We start from the raw sequence: 23,128 nt of genomic DNA, 5'->3' as shown, positions 1-23,128 counted from the left end.
CGGCGCCGAGCGTGATCGTATCGTCACCGCCGACCGTGACGTCCGTGCTCTCAGCACGAACCGGCTTGCCGTTGACGAACCGCACCAGGCCGGCATCGCCGAGCACCACCGCGTCGCCCGCGAGGCCTTCGATCCGGTCGCTGCCGGCGCCACCGAGCACGAGCTTGTTGCCCGTGCCGAGCTTGATCGTGTCGGTGTCGCCGATGCTGGCATCGAGCGTCTGCGCCAGGGTGATCACACCGGCCGTGAAGTCGAGACGGCCGCTGTCGCCAAGCACGATCTTGGCGCCGTTGCCGGCCGTGATCGTGTCGGAGCCGAAGCCGCCGACGATCACGTCGCTGCCGTCGCCGGCCGTGATCGTGTCGTTGCCGCCGATCCCGGTATCGGTGGACAGGACCTGCGCCAGGAGGCCGGCCGCGTCGTAGCTCACGGAGCCGTGGTCACCCACGATGACGTCGTCACCCGCGCCGGAGGTGATCGCGTCGGCATCCGCACCGCCCAGGGCGAGGTTGTTGCCCTCGCCGAGAGTGATCCTGTCGGCTGCGCCGATCTCTGGATCCGTCGTGCGGACGAGGATCCGCTTGCCGTCCTTACGGAAGGTCGCGAGGCCGTTGTCGCCGAGCACCACGTCCGCACCGGCGCCCGCGACGATCGTGTCGCTGCCGAAGCCGCCGAGGATGACGTTATCGCCGTCGCCCGCCGTGATCGTGTCGTCGTCGCCGCGCGTCGGATAGAGCGAGGCCACCCGCACCAAGCGCCCGTCGATGAAGCTCGCCTCGCCGAAATCACCGAGGATCAGGTCGGCGCCCGAGCCGGTGGTGATCTCGTCGCGGCCGGCGCCGCCGAAGACGATGTTGTCGCCGTCGCCGCCCTTGATGACGTCGCCGGAACCCCTGCGCTCCTCGGTCGTGTAGACCTCGCTGACGAGGCCGTCTTCGAAGCGGACGACGCCCATGTCGCCGAGCAGGATGTCGGCGCCCGAGCCGGTGGTGATGTCGTCGGCGCCCACGCTGCCGATGACGATGTTGTCGCCGTCGCCGCCCTTGATGACGTCGCGCGCGCCGTCATCCGGATCGGTCGAGGCGAACTCGACGCGAACGCCGGCCTGGAAGATCGCGTAGCCATTGTCGCCCAGGATGACGTCGTTGCCGCCGAGCGCGGTGATCGTGTCGCTTCCGGTGCCGCCGATGACGACGTTGTCGCCGCCGCCGACCTCGATGATGTCGTCGTCGCCGAAGGTCGGGTCGAAGCTCTCGGCCCGTTTGACGCGGCCGGAGGCGTCGAAGGTCAGGCGGCCGTTGTCGCCGAACACGACGTCCGACTGGGCGTCGTCCTTGCCGGCGTCGATGCTGTCGGCACCGAGACCGCCCAACACGACGTCGGCACCTGCACCGGTGCGGATGATGTCGCGCGCGCCGCCATCGCGGTCGCTCTGGACGACGGAGCGGATGCCGAGCGCGTAGTCGACGCGGCCGTTGTCGCCGAGGACGATGTCGGCGCCTGTGCCGGTCGTGATGGTGTCGCTGCCCGAGCCGCCGATGACGAGGTTGTCTCCGTCGCCGGCATCGATCCGGTCGTTGCCGGCGTCGAAGGTGTCGGTCGAGACGAAGGCGACGCGCACGCCGGCTTCGAACACGGCGTAGCCGTTGTCGCCGAGGACGACATCGTCGCCGCCCAGCGCGGTGACGATGTCGCTGCCGGTGCCGCCGATGACGATGTTGTCGCCGCCGCCGACACGGATCTCGTCGTCGCCGCCGAAGCCGATATCGAGGCTCTCGGCGCGCCGGACGCGGCCGAAGGCGTCGAACGTGACCTGGCCGTCGTCGCCGAAGACGATGTCGGCATCGGTATCGTCCGTGAGGGCGTCGATCTTGCCTGCGTCGATCGTGTCGGAGCCGAGGCCGCCGAGCACCAGGTCGGCGCCCGCCCCCGTGGCGATGATGTCGCGCGCACCGCCGTCGCGGTCGCTGAGCACACGTGCCCGGATGCCGAGCTCGAAAGCGACGAGACCGTTGTCGCCGAGAACGATGTCGGCGCCGCCGGTGGTCGTGATGGTGTCGCTGCCCGAACCGCCGATGACGAGGTTGTCACCGGCGCCGGCCTGGATGCGGTCGTTGCCGCCGTCGTTGGTGTCGGACGACGCGAACTCGACGCGCACGCCCTGCTCGAACACCGCGTAGCCGACGTCGCCGATTATGACGTCGCTGCCGCCGAGCGCGGTGATCACGTCGCTGCCGGTGCCGCCGATGACGATGTTGTCACCGCCGCCGACATCGATGGTGTCGTTGCCGCCGAAGCCCGGATCAAGGCTCTCTGCGCGGATGACACGGCCCTGTGCGTCGAATGTGACGTGGCCGTCGTCGCCGAACACAATGTCGGCATCCGCGTCCGTCGAGCCTGCGTCGATGACGTCGCCGCCGAGGCCGCCGAGCACGAGATCGGCGCCGGCACCCGTCGTGATGGTATCGGCCGCGCCGCCGACGCGGTCGCTCGTCACGTCGAGACGGATTCCGCCTGCGAAGGTGATGGACCCGTTGTCGCCGAGAACGATGTCGGCGCCCGCGCCCGTGATGATGGTATCCGAACCCGCGCCGCCGAGGACGATGTTCTCGCCGTCGCCGACGGTGATCCGGTCGTTGCCGGCGCCGACGATGTCGATCGAGACGAATGCGAGGCGTACGCCGCCGTCGAATTCCGCCGAACCACCGTCGCCGAGGACGACGTCGCTGCCGCCAAGCGCGGTGACGACGTCGCTGCCGCCGCCCGCGATGACGAGGTTGTTGCCGGCGCCGACAGTAATCTCGTCGTTGCCGCCGAAGCCGAGATCGATGCTCTCGGCGCGTTTCACGCGGCCGTCGGTCTCGAAGGTTACGCGGCCGTCGTCGCCGAGCACGGTGTCGTTGCCGCCAAGCGCGGTCACCTTGTCGGCGCCGGTGCCGGCGATGACGAGGTTGTCGCCGCCGCCCACCACGATGGTGTCGTCGTCGCCGAAGCCGGGATCGATGCTCTCGGCCCGCTTCAGGCGGCCGCTCGGGTCGAAGACGACGTGGCCGTTATCGCCGAAGACGATGTCGTCATCGCTGTCGTCGATGCCTGCGTCGATCGTGTCGGCCCCGAGGCCGCCGAGGATCAGGTCGGCACCGGCGCCTGTGGTGATGGTATCGCCGCCGCCGCCGTTCCGGTCGCTCATGGCCTCCAGGCGGATTCCGCCCGTGAACAGGACCTTGCCGTTGTCGCCGAGGACGACATCGGCGCCCGCACCCGTGATGATCGTGTCCGAACCCGCACCACCGAGGACGATGTTCTCGCCCGCGCCGGCTTCGATCCGGTCGTCGCCGCCGAGGGTCGCATCGATCGTCTCGGCCAGCGTGACACGGCCGAGGATGTCGAAGGTGATGTGAGCGTTGTCGCCGAACACGATGTCGTCATCGCCATCGTCCTTGCCGGCATCGATGCTGTCGCCGCCGAGGCCACCGATGACCAGGTCGGCACCTGCGCCGGTCACGATGGTGTCGGCCGCGCCGCCGTTGCGGTCGCTCGTCGCCTCGAGACGGACTCCGCCCGAGAAGGTGACGGCGCCGTTGTCGCCGAGGACGATGTCCGCATCCTTGCCGGTGGTGATCGCGTCGGAGCCTACACCGCCGAATACGATGTTCTTTCCCGCGCCAGTCTCGATGATGTCGTCGCCGCCCAGCGTCGCGTCCATCGTCTCGGCGAGGGTGACCCGGCCGAGGACGTCGAAGGTCACGTGGCCATTGTCGCCGAAGACGATGTCGTCATCGCCGTCGAGCTTGCCGGCATCGATGCTGTCGGCCCCGAGGCCGCCGATCACGAGGTCGGCGCCCGCGCCCGTCACGATAGTGTCGCGGCCACCGCCGCCCGCACGCTCGCTGAGCGCTTCGAAGCGGACGCCGTTCACGAAATCGACGGCACCGTTGTCGCCGAACACGACGTCGTCGCCGAGGCCCGTGGTGATGCCGTCGTTGCCGGAGCCGCCGAGCACGACGTTGGCGCCGTCGCCCGCACGGATGGTGTCGTCGCCCGCGACGCCCTCGTTCTTGGTGGTGACGCGGACGAGCTTGCCCAGCAAGAAGGTCGCCTGACCGTCGTCGCCGAGGATCACGTCGGCACCCGAGCCGGTGGTGATATCGTCGGCCCCGACGCCGCCGAACACGACGTTGTCGCCCTCGCCGGCCAGGATCAGATCGCCCGCACCGAAGGTGGATTCGAGGGTCTCGACGGAGACGAGCACGCCGTTGCTGAAGACGACGCTGCCGTTGTCGCCGAGGATCACGTCCGAGCCGGATCCGGTGACGATCTTGTCGGCGCCGACGCCGCCGATGACCACGCTGCCGCCGTTGCCGAGGGTGATCTCGTCGCGCGCACCGGAGGTAGCTGCGGTGGTCGCGGCCTGTACGACGCGGCCAAGGGCGTCGAAGGTGGCCTGACCGTTGTCGCCGAGAACGACCGCGCGTCCGTCGCCGGCAACGATAAGGTCGCCGCCCGAGCCGCCGAGGATCACGCTGTCGCCGTTGCCGACCGTGATCTGGTCGCTGCCCCCGACGTTGTCGTAGGTGGTCTCGACGATGATCGGCAGTCCGGCCGCGGTGAAGCGGGCGTAGCCGGCATCGCCGAGGACCACGTTCGCGCCGTCGCCGGCCGTGACGCTGTCGCCGCCGGCACCGGCGATGACGGTGTTGCGGCCGCGGCCGAGCTTGATCGTGTCCCTGTCACCGACCTCCGGGCTGGTGCTGGCGATCTCGACGATGGCGCCAGCCTCGAAATCGGCCTGGCCGCTGTCGCCGAGGACGACGTTGTTGCCGTTGCCGATGGTGATGCCGTCGCGGCCGTAGCCGCCGAGCACGACGTTGTCGCCGTCGCCGATCTCGATGGTGTCGTCGCCGCCGACCGCCGTGTCGATCGAGAGCGCGCGCAGGATCCGGCCGGCGGCGTCGAAGGTGACGACACCGTTGTCGCCCAGGATCACCGCGCCCTTGTCGGCGCCCTTGATGATGTCGCCGGCCGCGCCGCCGAGAACGACGTTGTTGCCTTCGCCGAAGGTGATCTTGTCTGCGCCGCCGATCGCCGTGGCGGTGGTGGCGATGCGCGCGAGCCGGCTCGTCGTCACCCCGCCCGTGACGGTCTCGGTGAAGTCGGCCTCACCGCTGTCGCCGAGGATGACGTGGTTGCCCGCGCCGGTGGTGATCTCGTCGGCACCGGCACCGCCGATGATCCGGGAATTGCCGTCCTTGGCTTCGATGATGTCGGCGCCGCCGACATCCGGCGTGATCGACTCGATGCGCTGGGCACGTCCGTTGCGGAACACGGCCTTGCCGCTGTCGCCGAGGATGACGTGGTTGCCCGTGCCGACCTTGATGACGTCCGCGCCGGCACCGCCGAGGATGGTGGTGTCGCCGCTGGTAGCCGTGATCGTGTCATTGCCGCCGATATCGGTGGCCACCGAGGTGATCGTCGCGATCAGGCCGTTCTCGAACGTGGCCGAGCCGCTGTCGCCGAGCACGACCTGCGTGCCCTTGCCCAGCGTGATCGTGTCGGCGCCGGCGCCGCCCAGCGCCGTGACGTTGCCGTCGGCCGCCGTGATGGTGTCGTTGCCGCCGATACCCGGATCGATGCTTTCGATCGAGACGAGACGGCCGGCCGCGAACAGCGCCCTGCCGTTGTCGCCGAGGATGACGTGGTTGCCCGCGCCCACCGTGATCCCGTCCGCGCCGGCACCGCCGATGATGGTGGTGTCGCCGTCCTTGGCCTCGATCGTGTCGTTGCCGCCGATATCCGTGGCGACCGAGGTGATCGTCGCGATCAAGCCGTTCTCGAAGATCGCGGAACCGCTGTCGCCGAGCACGACCTGACGACCCTTGCCGAGCGTGATCTTGTCCGCACCCACGCCGCCGATGACGGTCACGTTGCCGTCGGCCGCCGTGATGACGTCGTCGCCGCCGATGGACGGATCGATGCTCTCGATCGAAACGAGGCGGCCGGCAGCGAACAGCGCCTTGCCGTTGTCGCCGAGGATGACGTGGTTGCCCACGCCGACCGTGATCTTGTCCGCGCCGGCACCGCCGAGGATGGTGGTGTCGCCGTCCTTGGCTTCGATCGTGTCGTTGCCGCCGATCGCGGTGGCGACCGAGGTCACCGTGGCGATCAGGCCGTTCTCGAAGGTGGCCGAGCCGCTGTCTCCGAGCACGACCTGACGGCCAGCGCCCAAGGTGATCTTGTCGGCGCCGGCACCGCCGATGAGGGTGACGTCGCCGTCGGCCGCCGTGATGACGTCGTCGCCGCCGACCGTCGGATCGAGGCTCTCGATCGAGACGAGGCGGCCTGCGGTGAACAGTGCCTTGCCGTTGTCGCCGAGGATGACGTGGTTGCCCGCGCCGACCGTGATGCCGTCCGCGCCGCATCCGCCGAGGATCGTGGTGTTGCCGTCCTTGGCCTCGATCGTGTCGCTGCCGCCGACCGTGGTCGCGATCGAGGTCACCGTGGCGATCAGACCGTTCTCGAAGGTGGCCGAGCCGCTGTCGCCGAGCACGACCTGCGTGCCCTTGCCGAGGGTGATCTTGTCCGAACCCGCGCCGCCGATGACTGTCACGTTGCCGTCGGCCGCCGTGATGACGTCGTCGCCGCCGATCGCGGCCTCGTCGTCGGCCGTCTTGATCGCGATCAGGACGGGGACCTGCAGGGGAACGCCGTTCACGCTGCGCGTGCCAGGAACGAAGGTCGCCTGACCGGTGTCGCCGAGGATGACCTGCGTGCCGACGCCGACCGTGATGCCGTCCTTGCCGGCGCCGCCGATGATCGTGGTGTTGCCGTCGGCCGCCTTGATCGTGTCGTCGCCGCCGATCGTACCGAAGATGCTGCTCAGGCTCGTCAGAACGCCGGCCGTGAACAGGGCTTCGCCGTTATCGCCGAGGATGACGTGGTTGCCCGCGCCCGCGGTGATCCTGTCGGCGCCGAAGCCGCCGAGGATCACGTTGTCGCCGTCCGTCGCGGTGATCGTGTCGCCGCCGCCGACGCCCGTGTAGGTCGAGACGACACGGCTGACGACGTGGGTGCCTTCCAGCGCGATGCCGGCGGTCGTCGAGCCGTCCTGGTAGATCTGGCCGTGATCGCCGATGAGGACGTTCGCGCCGGCCTTGGCGTCGATGGTGTCGGTGCCCGCGGCCCGTGCCTCGCCGACGAAGGGGTCGGCGATGGTCACGAAGCGGCGGACGTCGTCGAGGTTCAAGCTCGAATCGCCGAGGATGACGTCGGCGGCAGGGCCGCCGGTGATGGTGTCGTTCCCCGTGCCGCCGGCGATGATGTTGCGGCCCTGGCCGCCGATGATGGTGTCGTCGCCCGCGCCGCCGTCGATGATGACGAGGCCCGTCGCGCCCGAGGCGTCGATGGTGTCGTTGAGGCTGACCGGACGTCCGTCGGGTCCGATCGTGCCCTCGTCGCGGAAGGCGAAGGCGCGGCCGGTCGGGTTCGTCGGCGTGGAGTTGTAGCGGCTGTTGTCCGCCGTGGTATCGCCGAACAGGGCGAGCGTGCCCTCGGAGCCGGTCACGCGGATGGTGTCGGCACCGCCGCCGCCATGGATCGCCGTCAGGGCATCGAGCGCCGTGCCCGTGACCGTGACGTTGTCCGCGCCGGAGCCGAGCAGCAGCTCGACCGAGCGCATGCCGCGGTAGGTGACGCCGCCGTCGAAGGTGCGGACGTTGGCGCTGCCGCTCGTCGCCGTCGAGACGTCGTTCGTCGACATGCCGAAGCCGTCGATGTGGCTGAAGCCGGTGACCTTGTCCGAGCTCAGGGTGCCCGAGACGCCGACCGAGATGGTGTCGTTGTAGAGCGTGACCTTGTCGAAGTCCGGCAGGCCGTCATCGATGATCTTGCGGTCGACGGACGGATTGTTCTCGCCGGGCAGGACGATGGCCGGGGTGAGCGAACGGCTCTCGGGGCCGACACCGCCCTCGAGGACCAGCGGGCCCTCTATGCGGCTGAGGTCGTGCGGCTGGCGTGAGAAGGTCTTGACGTCCGACGTTGCCTGCGCGGCGTTCGGATTGCGCTTCACGATCACGCGTACGGCCTGATCGTAGTTCGAGGCGTCGAAGGTGACGGTGGCCGGGCTCGTGGAGGTCGCCGCCTTGAAGCGGCTGTCGTTGCTGGCCGTGATGGTCTGCCCGTCGCCCGCGAGGCTGATCGTGACCGGGCCGGTCGGCGCCGTCGTCAGGACGAGGTCGTAGTAGGAATCCTGGTTCGGCGTCACCGCGACGCCGCCGGCAGCCGGGGTCACCACGACACCCGCCGTGTTGCCGTCCGTGACCTGCACGCGCACGACCGGCGTCCCGACGAGCGCCGCCTTGAAGAAGCCCTCCTGGCTGGTGCCGCCGACGCTGCTGGTCACGACATGGCTGATCTCGGCCACGAAGCGGTTCTCGGGCGTGGTGTCGGCCGGCGAGGCCACGTTCACGGTCTGGGCTATGTTCCAGTTGCTGGCATTGAACGTGAGGTACGCGAAGCCGCCGTCCTTCGGCAGGAGATTGCCCAGGGCGTCGGTGAAGACCAGTTGCGAGAGCTGGGAGGTCGGCACGTTGAGCGTGACACGCACCGTCTCGTTCGCCAACGGCGCGTTGTTGAGGACGAGGGTGTAGCCGTCCTTGTTCTGAGCCTGGCTGGGACGGCCCTGGGCCCCTTCGATCACGGCGGTGCTGCCGCCGCTCTCGACGATGATCAGGCCTGGCTTGTCGTTGTCGATGACCTTGACGAGCGCGGTGCGCACGTAGGTGCCGTTCACGTCGGAGTTCGTGCTGACCACCGAGTGGCCGATGGCGACGTTCTGATCGCCCTCGAGCGCCGTATCGGACTTGGCGCGGACGAAGACCGTCTGCGCCGGCGACCACATGAAGCCCCCATTGCCGTCGGAAACGGCCGTGAAGGTCAGCGTCAGCATGTCGGCGTAGGAATTGCCGTCCCTCGAGACCGCGACCGTGCCGGCATTGCCGCCGAGCGCGCGCGACTGCGACGAGGCCTGTGCGGCCGAGACCGTGATCACGGCCGTGTCGCTCGCGAGGAGTGGCTTCGTCTTCGGCGACGGCGGCAGGATCGTATACATGCCGACGCTGCTGCCCTCGGCGTTCGGCGTCGTGATGACGGAGTCCTCGCGCAGCGTCAGGCCGCCCTCGTCGCTGACGGCACCGCCGTCGGCCGCCGAGACGGAGGCGTTGATGCCCTGCACGAACAGGCCGTCGAAGCGCTTGTCGCTGCTCGCGATCGTGTGGTTGATGACCGCCGAGTTGCCCTTGGCGTCGCGCGCCACGACCTCGCCGCTGACGTCGCCGGCAACGTTGAAGGTGTCGCTGCCGAGGCCGCCGATGAGCGTCGTGACCACGCCGGCCGGCGTGGACAGGACGTAGAAGGTGTCGTCGCCCTCCAGGCCGTCGACCTCGACCGCCTGGATGTTGGTGAAGCGGATCGACAGGCCGGCGCCGAAGATGCCGCCGCTGGTGACGACGAAGGTGTCGTTGAACTCGGTGCCGAGCGCGACGATCTTGTTGAATCCGGAGCCGCCGTCGATGTCGAGCGGCGCGTTGATATTGTATTCGATCCGGTCGTTGCCGGCGCCGGCATTGAGCTTGATCTTGTTCGCCTGGTCGGTGGCGAAGGCGCGCACGATGAAGGTGTCGTCGCCGTCCTCGCCCTCAAGGCGCAGGTCCGCCTTGTTCGAGTAGATCTGGAAGGTGTCGTCGCCGACGCCGCCATAGATCACCGTCGGGATCGAGATGCCGCGCGACAGGTAGCCGCCGAACGACAGCTTTGTCGTCTCGAATGCGTCTTCCTCAAGCAGGCCGTTGGCCGTGTCGCGCGGGGTCGCGAAGACCTGGCCGATCTGGAAGACGTCGTTGCCCTCGCCGCCGTCGACCGTCATCAGCGCGGCGTTGTCATCCATGGCGAAGCGGTCGGCGCCCTTGCCGCCCTCGACGATGACGCGCCCGTTGACGCTCATGTCGTAGTTGATCCGCTCGACGGCGGTGTTGGTGTAGGTGCCGTCGGTATTCGGGTGGGTGAGCGCCACGAAGTTGCGGCGCATCAGGAACTGGTCGGCGGCATCCGTGCCGAGGATGGTCAGCGTATCGACACCGCGGTTCGCGTCGCCCGAGTCGTGGACGTTGATGCGATAGGACGACGTCCCGGCCAGCTGGATGCGGATCGCATCGGAATCCTGGCCGCCGTCGATGTCGAGCGTGTCGGTGCGGCTGCCGGTCTTGCTGGTCAGCTCGGGCAGGCGATCGACGTTGATCGCGTCCGCGCCGTCCTGGCCATAGACCTTCGTGTTGCCCGCGATGGAGATGGGCGCCAGGTCGAGGGTGTCGTCGCCCGCGCCGAGGCTGATCGTGGTCGTCGAGGACTGCATCCGGCCGCGCAGGGCGAAGCGGTCGCGTCCGCCGAGGCTGGTCATCGCCAGCGTCGAGGTCGCGATCGTGGTGCCGAGTAGCGTCAGGGCGTTGTCGCCCGCGCCGAGGTTCAGCACGATGTCGGCTGCGTTGATCGTCGCGGTCTTGACGACGGTGCTGCCGTCGAGAGCCGCGTCGACGACGGTGTCGGCATCCGCCCCGGTGTTCAGGATGAAATCGGCCTTGGCGGTGTACGTGCCGGCGAGGCCGACGCCGTTGGCGCCGTTGCCGAGCGCGACCGCGATCCGACCGGCCTCAAGATCGATGGAATCCGTGACCGCTCCGCCGACGAGGCGGTAGTCGGTCAGGGTGTCGAGGCCGGCCCCGGTGGTAAGCGTGAAGGCGTCCGTGATCCGGTACTTGCCCGTGAGCGTCGCCGTGTTCGTGCCGTCGCCGAGGTTGATCGCGACGGATTTCGCCTCGACATCGGCCTTGGACACCGTGCCGCCGACGACGCGCAGGTCGGTCAGCGTGTCGGTGCCGGCGGCGCCGGTGATCGTGAAGCCGTTCGTGATCCGGTACGTTCCGGTCAGAGTCATGGCGTTGTCGCCGGCACCGGCATCCACCGCCATCGAGCCGGCAGTGTAGCTGCCCTGCAGGTCGATGGTGTCGTTGCCCGAGCCGGTGCGGATCGTGAGCGCGTTGGTGACGGTGTAGCTGCCCGAAAGCATCAGGGTGTTGTTGCCGCCGCCCGCATCGAGGGTGAAGCTGCCGGCCTTGATGCCGCCCGTCAGGGTGATGGCATCGTCGGCGCTGCCGCTGACGAACTCCAGAGAGCCGGAAACGTCGTAGCTGCCCGTCAGGCTCGCGCTGTTGGCGCCGTCGCCCAGGTTGATCGACAGCGAGCGGGCCTTGATGTCGGCTCTCGTCGTCACGCCGTTGACCATACGGGAGTCGGTCAGGGTGTCGATGCCGGATCCACCGCGGATCCTGAACTCATCCCCGATCTGGTACGAACCCGTCAGCGTGACGTCGTTCCGCCCGGCGCCCGGCCCGGCATCGATCGAGAGCGTATCCGCCGTGTAGCTGCCCCGCAGGTCGATCTGGTCGGTCGCACCGCCGGTGGTGATGCTCATCGCGCCGGTCGAATAGGTCCCGCCGAGCGTGACCGCGTTGTTTCCGGTTCCGCCGCTCAGAGCATTGATCGCGATCGAGCCGCCGCGCGTGACGGAGCCTTCCACGATGTTGGCGACAGAGCCTTCGCCGGTGATCGAGCGGGTGCCCGTCGTGAAGCTGCCGTTCAGGAGGATCTGGCCGCCCTTGGTGCTGCCGTCGATCTCGATCGAGGCGCCGACGAAGGTGCCCTTCAGGTCGATGGTCGCCGTGGCGTCGTTGGACGCCGTGTGGGTATCCCGGTTCCAGTCGGCTCTCAGGGTGATGGTGCCCTTCGCCTTCACGACGGCCGTGCTCTCGACGATGAGATCGTCGCCGGCATTCAGCTCGACCGAGCCCTCTGTCGAGAAGATCGTGACGCCCGCCTTCACGGTGAGGTTGTCGTCGGACCGGCTCGTCTCCTCGCCGGACTCCACCAGGATGGAGGCTTTGGCGATCATGTCCTTCGACACTTCGACGGGGCTCGACGTGCGGATACCGAGCTTGCCGCCGGCCTTCACGCCGACGGTGGACGCCGCGTTGACGCCGCCGACACGCAGGCCGCCGATGTTCCACAGCCAGAAGTCGTTACCCGACGAGCCCTCGATGCCACCGAACGCATCGCTGTCCGTGCTGACCATCTTGGCGACGATACGCCGGGTCTCGGTGCCGATGCTGCCCGAGGCGATCAGGTAGGCCTTGCCCGAGGTGAGGTTGGTATCGGTGTTGAACTTGTCGGTGTCGAAGTATCGGGTCGCCCCGTTCAGGATGCTCCCGGTCGTCGCGGTGATGAACGCGGTGTGGCTCGCATCCGTGCCGACGGTGTTGAGATAGAGGTCGCCCGCGGTTTCCACGACGGCGATGTGGTTCGCCCCGGCCGTCAAAGTCACGACACCGTTCGTGGTGCCGCCGACATTGCTGTCGATCTCGAGTTCGTGGCCGAGCGTGTCGCTCAGGCTGCCGATGCCGTCCTTGGCGTTGAGATCGATCGAGCGGCCGCTGATGTTGACACGGCCCGAGCCGGCGATCGGCGCGGAGTCGATGTCGGTCGGCGTGGTGAGATCACCCCCGTCGATGATCGACGCGGTGGCCTTCAGCACCACGTCGCCCTTCGTGGTGATCGCGACCACCTTCATGGTGCCCTGCGTCTCGCTCAGCACGATGTCGCCGGTGGCGCTCGCGCGGACCGTGCCGCCGAGCTTCATCTCGATCGCGTCGGTCTTCGAACCGATCGCGCCCGAAGCCGTCAGGTAGACGTTGTTGGCGACGATCTTGTTCGTGTCGGAGCCGATGCCGTCGAGAATGCTGCCCGAGGTCGCCACGAAGGTGACGTCGCCGCCCGCCGAGAAGGCGGATTCGAGGTTCAGGTTGCCGGTCTTCTCGGTGACGAAGATGCTCTGGTCGGCCCGCACCGCGATGGTGTTCGTGGCGCCGAGATCGATGCCGAGCGCCTTCTGCGCGGTTCCGATGCCGCCGGTGCCGCCCTCGAGGACGGTATCGCCGCCCTTGACGTTGACGGTGCCGTCGGCGCCGCCGTTGACGAGGCCGGCGCCGGTCTTGAGCCGGATTTCCTTTGTGCCCGTCGATTCGACGCTGCCGATCGTCAGTGCAGTGGTGGTGGGAACGTCGACGTAGATCTGCCCGCCAGCGCTTACGTCGAGCGTACCGGTATTCGCCAGCACGACCGGCTTGCGCTTCTGGATGAGGACCTGAGTGATCTTGGCGAAGGGGTTGTTGGGATCGGTCTTCGACTGGAAGACGATCAGGTTGCGCCCGCTCTCGACCGTCGGTTTCTTGCTAGCGTCGAGGACCAGGCTAGCCGCACTCACCGTGGCGATGGTGTAGCTCTGCTCGGCGCTGGTGGCGTTGGCGGTCTTCACGCCGAAGCCGCCGGCCACGCCGATGCGCATGCCGTTCGTGAAACCGTCCGCCACGAAGGTGTCGTCGGCATCGGCGAACACACGGTTGATGACGTAGACGCCCGTCCCGGTGGACGCACGCACGCCGACGTCGACCTTCGCAGCCGCGCTGGCGGCCTGCCGGCCGCTCACCGTGCGGGTATCGAAGAGCTGGCCGACCTTGAGGCGGATCACGCCGCCGCTGACCGAGGCGATCTCGTAGACGTTCGACGCGACCGCCGTCGTGTTCCGAGTCTGGCCGGCGATGTAGAGCGTGTCGCCGACGGCGTAGGAAGCGTCCCAGGTCCCGCTGCTGCGCGTCAGGATGCCCTGCTGGGCCGCTGTGTCGTTGCTGAACGTGACGTCGACGGTCGTCGGGGCCGCCTTCAGGAGGTCGATGGAGGTGACGGCGCTGGCCCGCGGCGCCTCGCCGTTCACGGCGATGCTGACGCCGAAGCTCAGGCCGCGGCCGAGGCCCTCCTGGTCGAAGCGCTGGTCGACGGTGATCACCGAGCCCACGACGCTGAGGATCTTGAAGACCTTGCCGGTCTGGCCGTTGGCGTTCGCCGACAGGCCGCCGATGTAGAGCGTCCCGTCGAAGAGGTTGCCGTCCTTGAAGAAGGTCGCGGCATCCCACGCACCGCCGCCCTGAAGCGTCACCGTCCCCTTGGTCCCGTCATGTCCGAAGACGACGGTGCCGGTCACGATCGGAGCCTTCGTCAGGAAGACGAGATCGCTGCGCTCTGCGGCGCCGAGGTCGATCTGCTGGTCCGTGGTCAGCGGCGTCTTGTTGGTGCCGAACCCGATCAGCGTCGTACCGCTCACCGAGCCGACGTTCCCCGATGTCACGATACGGACGTTGGCGCCCTTGATGATCGGGTTGCTGTTCGTGATCGTGCTGGAGACCTCCTTGAGCAGGCCCTGGCCGACCGCGCCCAGGAGTTCGTCCTGTGTCCACCGCTTGATGCCGGCGTTGATGCCGTCGGCCGTCGCCTGGTCGACGAAGAAGGCGGGTGCCGCCTGCTTCTGTGCGGTGAGGGCGTTCGTCTCGTACGAGGCAGGCAGCTTGTTGAAGAAGGTGTTGAGCTCGGCATACTGCGCCGTGAGCTTGGTTTCGCGCGCCGTCTGAGCGGCGGTGAGGGCAGCCGTGATCGCCGTCGAGCCGGCATTCGCCGCGACGGCGGCCGCACGGGCCGCCGCCACCGCGTCGGCGAGCGCCTGGCCCGTCAGGCGTGGTGCGAACGATGCGTTGTAGATCGACGGATCGACCTGCTGATTGCGGTAGTTCCAGTAGGTCTCGTAGGACGCCTGCTCGGCCGAGGTCAGGTTTGCGACCTTCGCGGCGTCGTAGACGGTACCGAGGCTGCCGAACGTCGCATGAAGCGACGCATAGGTGGCCTTCAGCCCGGCCTCGACAGTGGCGACCCTCGCCGACGTATCCATGCGCAGGGCAGCCTCGCCCAACGTCTGCGTCGCCGCCTCCGTGGTGAGTTGTGCCGTCAGCGCGGTGAGTTCGGCCCCGGTGATCGCCGTCTTGTAATCGCTGTAGATCGTGTAGGCCGCGGCGAGTTTCGGCAGATACGCGTCGCCGAAACGCGAGAACACCGTGTCGAGGGCGGTGTAGGTCGCGGATGGCGTATCACCCGGAACCTGGGCTTCGCGCAGCTGCCAATACTGAGCGTACTGAGCGGCAAAGTCCGTCACCGTTGTGCTGACGAAGCCTGTAAAATACGACTTCAGGTTGTCGTAGTCGGCGGTCCTGGAGTCCTGGATCCGCTGGATCTGCGCGGTGACGTAAGTCTGGAGATCGGTGCCGGCGAGCCGGAGGTTGCGCGCCTCGGCCTGGATTGCGGTGGTGTAGAGGCCGGTGATCTCGGCAACGCTCAGGCGGACCTTGCCCGCATTCGCGTCGAAGGCGGCCCGGTATCCGGAATAGAGCGCATACGCCGCCTGATCGCCGGCCGAGACCTGCGTGGGATCGGTGACACCGTCGAACCTGGCCCGGAGGGCGGTATAGGCCGCCGTCCGCTGGTCCTCCAAGTCCGCGATCTGGGCGGTGACGACCGCCATCATCGCGTCGCCGGGGATCGGCGCGGCATGCGTCGCCGCCTGGATCTTGGCGAGCTCCTGAGCGGTCGCCTTCACCGTGTAGGTCGAGCTGTACGCGCCGGCGCCCTGCTGTGCGCGGTAGGCCCAATAGGCCGCGTAATCGCCGGCGAGGTCGGCGTGATAGACGTCGCCGTAGACGCCGTATTGCTCGTGCAGCGTGTGGTACTGCAGCGTGCGGTTCGTCTCGAGAGCGGTGATCGCCTTGGCGACGTAGGTCGCGACATCGGTGACGCCCTGGCTCACCGCTTGGTCCGTGTAGAGTTTAGTGTAGTAGTCGCGCTCGCCATTCGTCGTGCTGAGCGTAATGGCGCCGGCCGTATTCGGCTGCTGCTTCCGGTAGGACCAGTAGGCGTTGTAGTCGCCCTCGCGGGTGGTCTCGAAGGCATTGAGCGTCGCCTGATACTTGCGATCGGCATCCGCCGTCGTCAGGGCGAGGTCCTTCCAGACGCCGTTGACGAGCTGCGACACCACGCGGGTGTCGCGCACCACGACGCTGTTGACGTTGAGCAGATCTCCGGCGTCGACCTTGATGTAGACGTCGCCGTTGGCGGTGAGGCTGTTGAGGCGCAGATCGCCCGCGATTTCCTGAACGCCGACAGTGCCGCCTGCGACGATATCGGTCTTGTCGCGGCCCGTGCTGCCGCCATCGAGTTTGATCGGCGCGGCCTCGGAGCCGAGACGGCCGCCGGCCGCCAGATTGAGCGAGCCGCCGGCGATGACGCCGCTGCCCTGGGTCTTCACGCCGGCCGAGGAGACGAGCTTGACGTCGTAGCCGCCGCCTGCGGCGATCCTGTCGATGCCGAGCTCGTTGTCGAGCGTCCGCACGTTGAGGTTGATATTGCCCTGCGTGGTCGTCGCCGTGAGGCTGTTGCCGGCACCGACGGTGGTGACGTTGAGACCCTTGGTGTTCTCGGCGAGCAGATCGCTGATGGCTTTGACGGGGGCAGGCGTATTGACGTCGGTCTTGATGACGGGGGCGACACCGCCGATCCCGCCTACGGCGCTCAACACGACGCGCGAGCCCGTGACGGCCGCGGTCGAGCCGAGATGCTCGATCGTGCCGCCCGACGCGATCGTCGTGGTGCCGTTATCGTTCTTGATACCGCCGGCAATCAGAACGCGTCCCGCGCCCTGCGAATCGACGTTCACGGTACCCGTGCGACCGCCGGTGAAGGTGATCTTGATGCCGTAATCGGCCTCGAGACTATGGGTCGCCTGCGTTTCGGTATAGTCGACCGTCTGGAACTTCGAATAGTAGGTTTTTTTACCGTACCACGTGCTGGTGGTCCAGCTCGCGACCTCCTTCGCCGGCTCGACGCTGCGCGTGTACTCGGGCGCGCCCAAGAACGCGTAACCCGACTTGCTCGCGTCGATGTAATAATAGGCGGATTCCGGCTGTAGGGCCGCCTTCGTGGTGGTTTCCTTGTTGAAGGTGCTGAGGTCCGGCGGGTTCTTCGCGAAGGCGTCGATACCGGCCCAGGACGACGTGCCGATGGTCTTGCTGTAGGTGTTCTTGTTGCCCTGCCCGATAGTGAAGGCATAGCGGAACCCGCTCACCGGCGCGTAGTCGGTCAGGCTGCCCGAGGCCTTCGCAACCTCGCGGCCGGACGCGCTCAAATCGGCGCTGTAACGCGTGATTGTCCCCGCAGCATCTTGCCTGATCAAGGTTTGGCGGAAAGCGATGTCCCGCGCGTCGTTCTTGTAAGCGAGATCCTTGATGTCGATCGCGCCGACGCCGCGCTGCGACAGGTCGATGCGGTTCAGGACGACGTCCCGGTTGAGCTTGTTGACGACGTTGACGCTGGCATAGCCGCCAAGCGCGCGCAGTTCGCCCTTACCCTGGTTGGTGTTGACGATGACGCCGGTCAGGTTGATCTGGCCGCCCGTCGAGACGATCTCGTCGATCTCGATCGCGCCGGTCTGGCGGTTGTAGCTCGCCGAGAAGCCGTCACGGGTGAGCGAGCTGAGGTTTGCCGTGCGCCCCGGGTTGTTGATGATCTGCCGGATCTCGTTCTCGACCGTCTGGTCGATGACGATGGTGTAGGTGTCGCGCCCGCTCTGCACGAGACCGTTCACATTGAGGTACTGCGCCTTGATCGTGACGGCGCCGCTCGCGACGAGGCTCGCCGTCGATTGGCCCAGCGCGGTCGCGATGGCGCTGTCGGTCTTCGCCGTCAGCGGTCCGGTGCCCGTGTCGAGCACGGTCTTGATCTGGCCGTAGGGGTCGCCGCCGACGGAATAGGTGCGCAGATCCTCCGTGGTGCCGATCGAGACGGCACCGCCGACATCGAAATCGGTGCTCTTCACCGAGGTCATGGCCGTGATGCTCAGATCGCCGCCGCTCGCCGTCTTCACGTGGAAGACAGCAGTCGGTGCGTAGACATCGCCCACGACGAAGACCGAAGGCGCAGAATTGCCATTGCGGGCGCCGGAGGTATTCGTGAGGTAGATGTCGCTCTTCACGGCATCGGTGGCGATGCCGCCGGCCGTCAGCGTCGAGAAGGAGACGCCGCGTCCGCCTGCAACGATCGCGGCCGCCGCGGCGTCCGGGCTCTTGGCGTTCTCGGTGGCGATGGCCTGCCGGCGCGTGGTCACGTCGCCGCCGGACGTCACCACGTTGCCGTTCAGGAACGTGCCGCCGTTCGATTCCGGCATCGTGATGCCGCCGATGACGAGGTTCGCCACCGAGTTGTTGGTAATCTCGACCTTCGTGTCTGACGCGGCGTCGAGCTTGCCCGATCCGAGCAGGGCGTCGGCCCGCACGAAGATGCCGCCGGCGCCCGCCGTGAACGGGCTGACCGTGATCGCCTGCACCTGCTTGAAGACCGGAACGAGTACTTCTTTGCCGCTAAAGTCGATCTGGCGCTCAGCCAGACCATCGGCGAGTAGCTCATTCCTGATGCGGTTTACTTCGCCCTGATAATAGGCCTGGAGCGTGCTGTTGTCCTTGTAGGTCGCAAGCCCCTTCGTGGCTTCGTCGAAGGCCGCGATCAGGCTCGACTGCGCGTTGGTGTAGCCCAGGCTGACCGTGATCGGCAGCTTCGGAAGAGTGGCCGAGGCGGAGGTCGCGCCGTTCGCCAGGGAGATCGTGAAGCTCTTCGTCGCGTCATTATCGGCGATCGGGTTGCCGTTCGCGTCGTATTTCTGGCCGTTCAGCTTCACCGTGCCCGTGATCACGGTCGGGGGGTTGCCCCCGGTGCCGCGGGTCAGGTCGTCGAAAACGATCGAGATGTTGCGCGTGATGCCGGTGACGATGTTGCCGTCGACGATCACGGTGCCGACCGAGCCGGTCTGGGCGTCGCCGACCGGCGTGATCGCCGAGCCGCCGAGCGCGCTGTCGATGCCGCCGGCAACCGCCGTCGTCCAATTCGTGCCCTTCATCCGCGCCAGCGCGCCGGCATTGCCCTGCCGGTTCGTGAAGAGGTTCGCGTTACCGGCCGTCTTGATCGTGGCACCGCCATCGACCTTGATCGTGTTGGTCTCGCTCACCCGGATCTTGGCGGCGAGCGTCGAGATCGGGATCGCGCTGCCCGCGAAATTGTCCGTCGTCGCGGAGGTGTCGTAGCTGTCGTCGTAGGCCTTCTTGTTGGTGCCGGCGAAGAAGTCGGCATCGCCGTAGGCGGTGATGTCGGCATTCGCGCCGATGTTGACCGAATTGTCCGGCTTAAGGATCACCGCCGTGCTGCCGACCGCGACAGTCGCCGCGCCGTAGGTCTCGGAGTTCGAGACCGCGTTCGCCGAGCCGTTGCCGTTGGCCGAGAGCGCTAAGTTTCCGAGCGTGAACAGCGTCGCATTGCTGCCGACGTTGACATGGGACTGAAAGTTGCGCGTCTCGATGGTCGAGTAAGCGCCGGCCCCCGAGATCGCGCCGCCAGTGGTCAGGGAGACCTTGTCGTAGGCGTTGATGACGTTGGTCGCCCCCAGGCGAATACCGCCCTGGCTTCCGCCCCGCGCGACGGTGGTCAGGTTCGTTTTCTGACCGGCATTGCTATCGACGGTGACCTTCGTCGTCAGGTCGATGGTGGTGGTGCTGTGCGCCGAGGCGCCGCTGGCGATGCCGCCCGTCGAGCCGACGATGTTGGCCTGTCCGAGCTGCGGCTTGTTCACGGTGTTGGTCGCAGTCGCGACTATGTCGCGTGCCGTCAGGCGGACACCTGCGCCGAAGGTGGCGGCGACGGCATGCGTGACGTCGTTCGTGACGACGGCACCCGCACCGGCGAGCGCACCATAGCTGTCGGTGATCACTTGTCCGTTGATCGTCGCGGTGTGGTCGGCCGCGAGGTAGAACAGGCCGGTGCTGTCGCTGCGCGTCGTCAGGTCGATGGTCACGCCCAGGCCGAGATCGGCCCTGGTGCTGCCGCCCGTGGTGGTGCTGGAGCTCGCGGCCGTGCCAGAGACGAGGCCGCCGCTTCCGGCGACCGACTTGGCGAAGTTGTCGTCGGTCCCCGAAGCGGTGACCGTCATCGAGCCGGCATTGAGCCTGCCCAGCGATGCGACCTTGGCGGCCGTCTCGGTCGCCGAATTGGCCGTAGCGAAGGTGGCGCCGGCCGCAACGAGGCCAACGCTCGCGCTGCTGGCATTCGAGCTCTGCTTGGTCGTGCTCGTCGCCGTGACGGCAACCGCGCCGCTGACGGTGAGCACCGTGCCGACGTCGATCGTGCCGGTGACCTTGCTGGCGTTCTCGGCCGTCGTGACCGTCGAGTTGAGGCCGATCAGGCCGCCGACGGCGCCGGATGCGCTCGCGGTAGCGGATTCCTTACCGGCCTGCTGGGACAGGTTGCCCTGCACCGTAAGGCTCGCCGCGGTGATCGCGACGTTCTTCGTATGGGCATCGACGATCGCTGCGACCTTGGCGAGCGCAACCGAAGCGCCGATCGCCGCAGTGCCGGCATTGATGCCTGAGGCCCGGGCGACGACAGCCGGAAGCGCGGTGGCGAGGACGCTGACATCGCCAGCGGACAGGCTACCACCCTCGATCGCGGCCGTGACCGTCGGCCGTGCCTCGACCGTGGCCACCGAACCGCCGGCGGCGAGGGCGAGCAGGCCGCCTGCCACGGAGATGCTGAGAACCTGCGAATCGACGCTCGTCGTATCCGATGCGCGGACGGAGACGTTGCCCGCAGCGGTCACCTTGCTGTCGTAGATGCCGGCAGTCGTCGTGCTCTTGACGGTGTCGCCGGTGCCGGCGCCGCCGCCGGAGATGGAAATGCCGACGGGCGAGAAATTCGCAGCGAAGGCGGCCGTACGCGCACGGCTCGTCAGGGTCGCCGTTTCGGTCGCGGTCACGTTCACCGCATTGCGGGCGGACAAGCCGTCGTTGACGTTCCTGATCGCGGCCGTGACGCGGTTCTCGATCACGTTGTCGGCCGCGGCGACGGCAATCGCCGCCGAGCCGCCGCCGACGATACCGACCGAAGCCGCGACAGAGGCCGCACCGGTGTCGACGCTGAGCGACGAGGCGTCGCGGGCCGAGACGGTGACGGTCCCGGCCGAGATGCGGCCGTCGGTGCCGTCGCCGTCGATGGTCGCGCTGACCTGCGCGGCGATGCGGTTATGCGTGCCGGCACCCGCGCCGGCGGCGCTGACGGCGATGGCGCCCGCGCTGATCGCGACGGAGCCCGCCAGGATCGTCGCATTGATCGTCTGGCCGGACACGGCCGTGACGTCCAGGTTACCCTGCGCCTCGATCTTCGTGTCCTTCGAGACCGCCTCGATCACGAGGGCGGACGACCGGGCCGAGCCGAGGCTGCTGCCGATCAGGTTCGTCGCGACGCCGACACCGATGCTGGCGCCGACTGCGACGCCGCCGACGCTGGCGCCCGCGGCGATCGCCGCCACCGAAGCCTCGATGCGGCTGTTGTTCGCGGCATTGACCACGATGTCGCCGGAGGCCTTCAGCGTGGCCGCGTTGACCTTGGCGCTCGTGCTGCCACCGATCAGGTTCGTCGCGACGGCACCACCGCCGGCAACCGAGACCGCGACGCCGCCACCCGAGATCGCGGCGGATGCCGCGGCGACCCGGGCCTTGATGCTCGCACCCTCAATGCCGGCAGTGCCCGGATCGTCGGCCGGAACCAGCGCCTCGACGCGGATTCCGCCCGAACGCGCAGTCACGCTGCCGCCGTCGATCACCGCGCTCAGCGCGTTGTCGATGACGTTGAGGGCCGTAGCGACGCCGATCGCTGGAGCCCCGGCAACGCCGCCGAAGGCGGCGGCGACCGCGGCTGAGCCGACATCGACGTTGATTGCGGCCTGATCCTTGGCGCGCACGGTGACGTCCGCTGCCGTGACGCTGCCCGCGCCGACGATCGCCGCCTTCGTGGCGAAGCTGATCGCGTTGCCGGAGAAGCTGCCGGCGCCCGCGACGCCCACGGCCACTGCCGCACCCGTCACCACGGCCGCGGCCGACGCGACGGTGGCATCGATGGTGCTGGCGGACGTCGCGGTGACAGCGACGTTACCCGCCGCATCGACGATCGTGTCGCCGATCACTGCCTCGACCTTGGCGCTGCCGTCTGAGACGAGCGTCGGCTGGTCGAGACGCGAGCCGTCCGCAGCGGTCGTCTTCCAGCTGCCGATGATGTTCTGAGCGCCCGAGAGGCCGATCGCCACCGGCACGCTCGCGACGCCCGCGCCGCCGCCGGCGGCGGCGAGCGAGACCACGGTGGCGTCGATGTCCTGGTTGCTCGTCGCGGCGACGCGGAGTGCCGCGCCGCTGGTGACCTTGTTGAGGGCCGTCTGACCCGTGGCCTTCGCGATCACTGCGCGGGTGCTCGTCGTGATGATGTTGACCGCCGAGGCGCCGCCGCCCGAGACCTGGACGTTGACGGCTCCGGCGCCGCCGAAGCTGAGGGACGCCGCCGAAGCGATCGCCTTGATCGCGCCGCCGCTGGTCGCCTCGACCGAGACGTCTCCGGAGGTCGAGGTGACGCCGGTGTCGGCATTGCCGATCGTCGCCTCGACCGTGTTCCCGATCGTGTTTGTGGCGAAGGACAGGGAGACCGCGACGCCGACGCTGACCGCGCCCGCACCGCTGCCGGCGATGCCGGCCGCGCCGACGGAGGCCGTGATCGTCGAATCGTCCTTGGCGGCGATGGCGATGCCAGCGGCCTTGACGCCGTCGGTGCCGTCGCCGTCGATGGCGGCGCGAGTCTTGACCGCGATGGTGTTGGTCGCGCCGACACCGGCGCCGGCCACACTGACGCCGGCAGCGCCGCCGCCCTGGATCGCGGCGGAGACCGCCGCGACGTCGGCCTTGATGGTCTGGCTCGAGGTCGCACGGATTCCGAGCGTGGAATCCGAATCGAAGCTCGAATTGCTGAGGTAGGCCTGAACCTCGTTGCCGCTGCCAATAACGTTGGACGCGCCGCCGACGCCGACCGAGACGCCGACACCGGCCGCACCGCCGCCGCCGGCAGCGATCGCCGCCGCTACGATCAGCGCCTGGATGTCGGACTTCGACTCCGCAGAGACCGTGGAAGCACCCCCGCGCACCGTCAGACGGCTGTCGGCGACGAAGGCGTTCGTCTTGGTGGTGATGACGTTGCCGGCACCGGCGCCGCCGCCGCTGACCGAGACGCCGGC

At 68.1% G+C, this 23,128-nt stretch carries 1 pseudogene; it reads right to left on the bottom strand.

The features are described 5' to 3' along the window. Window positions 1–23,128 (bottom strand): annotated as a pseudogene (locus tag FV217_RS17510) (GLUG domain-containing protein); the annotation flags it as partial.

The sequence above is a fragment of the Methylobacterium sp. WL9 genome (assembly GCF_008040035.1).
In the GTDB taxonomy this organism is placed as follows: domain Bacteria; phylum Pseudomonadota; class Alphaproteobacteria; order Rhizobiales; family Beijerinckiaceae; genus Methylobacterium; species Methylobacterium thuringiense.
Note: the sequence above shows the minus strand (reverse complement) of the source record. Positions and strands in the feature narration are given on the sequence as shown.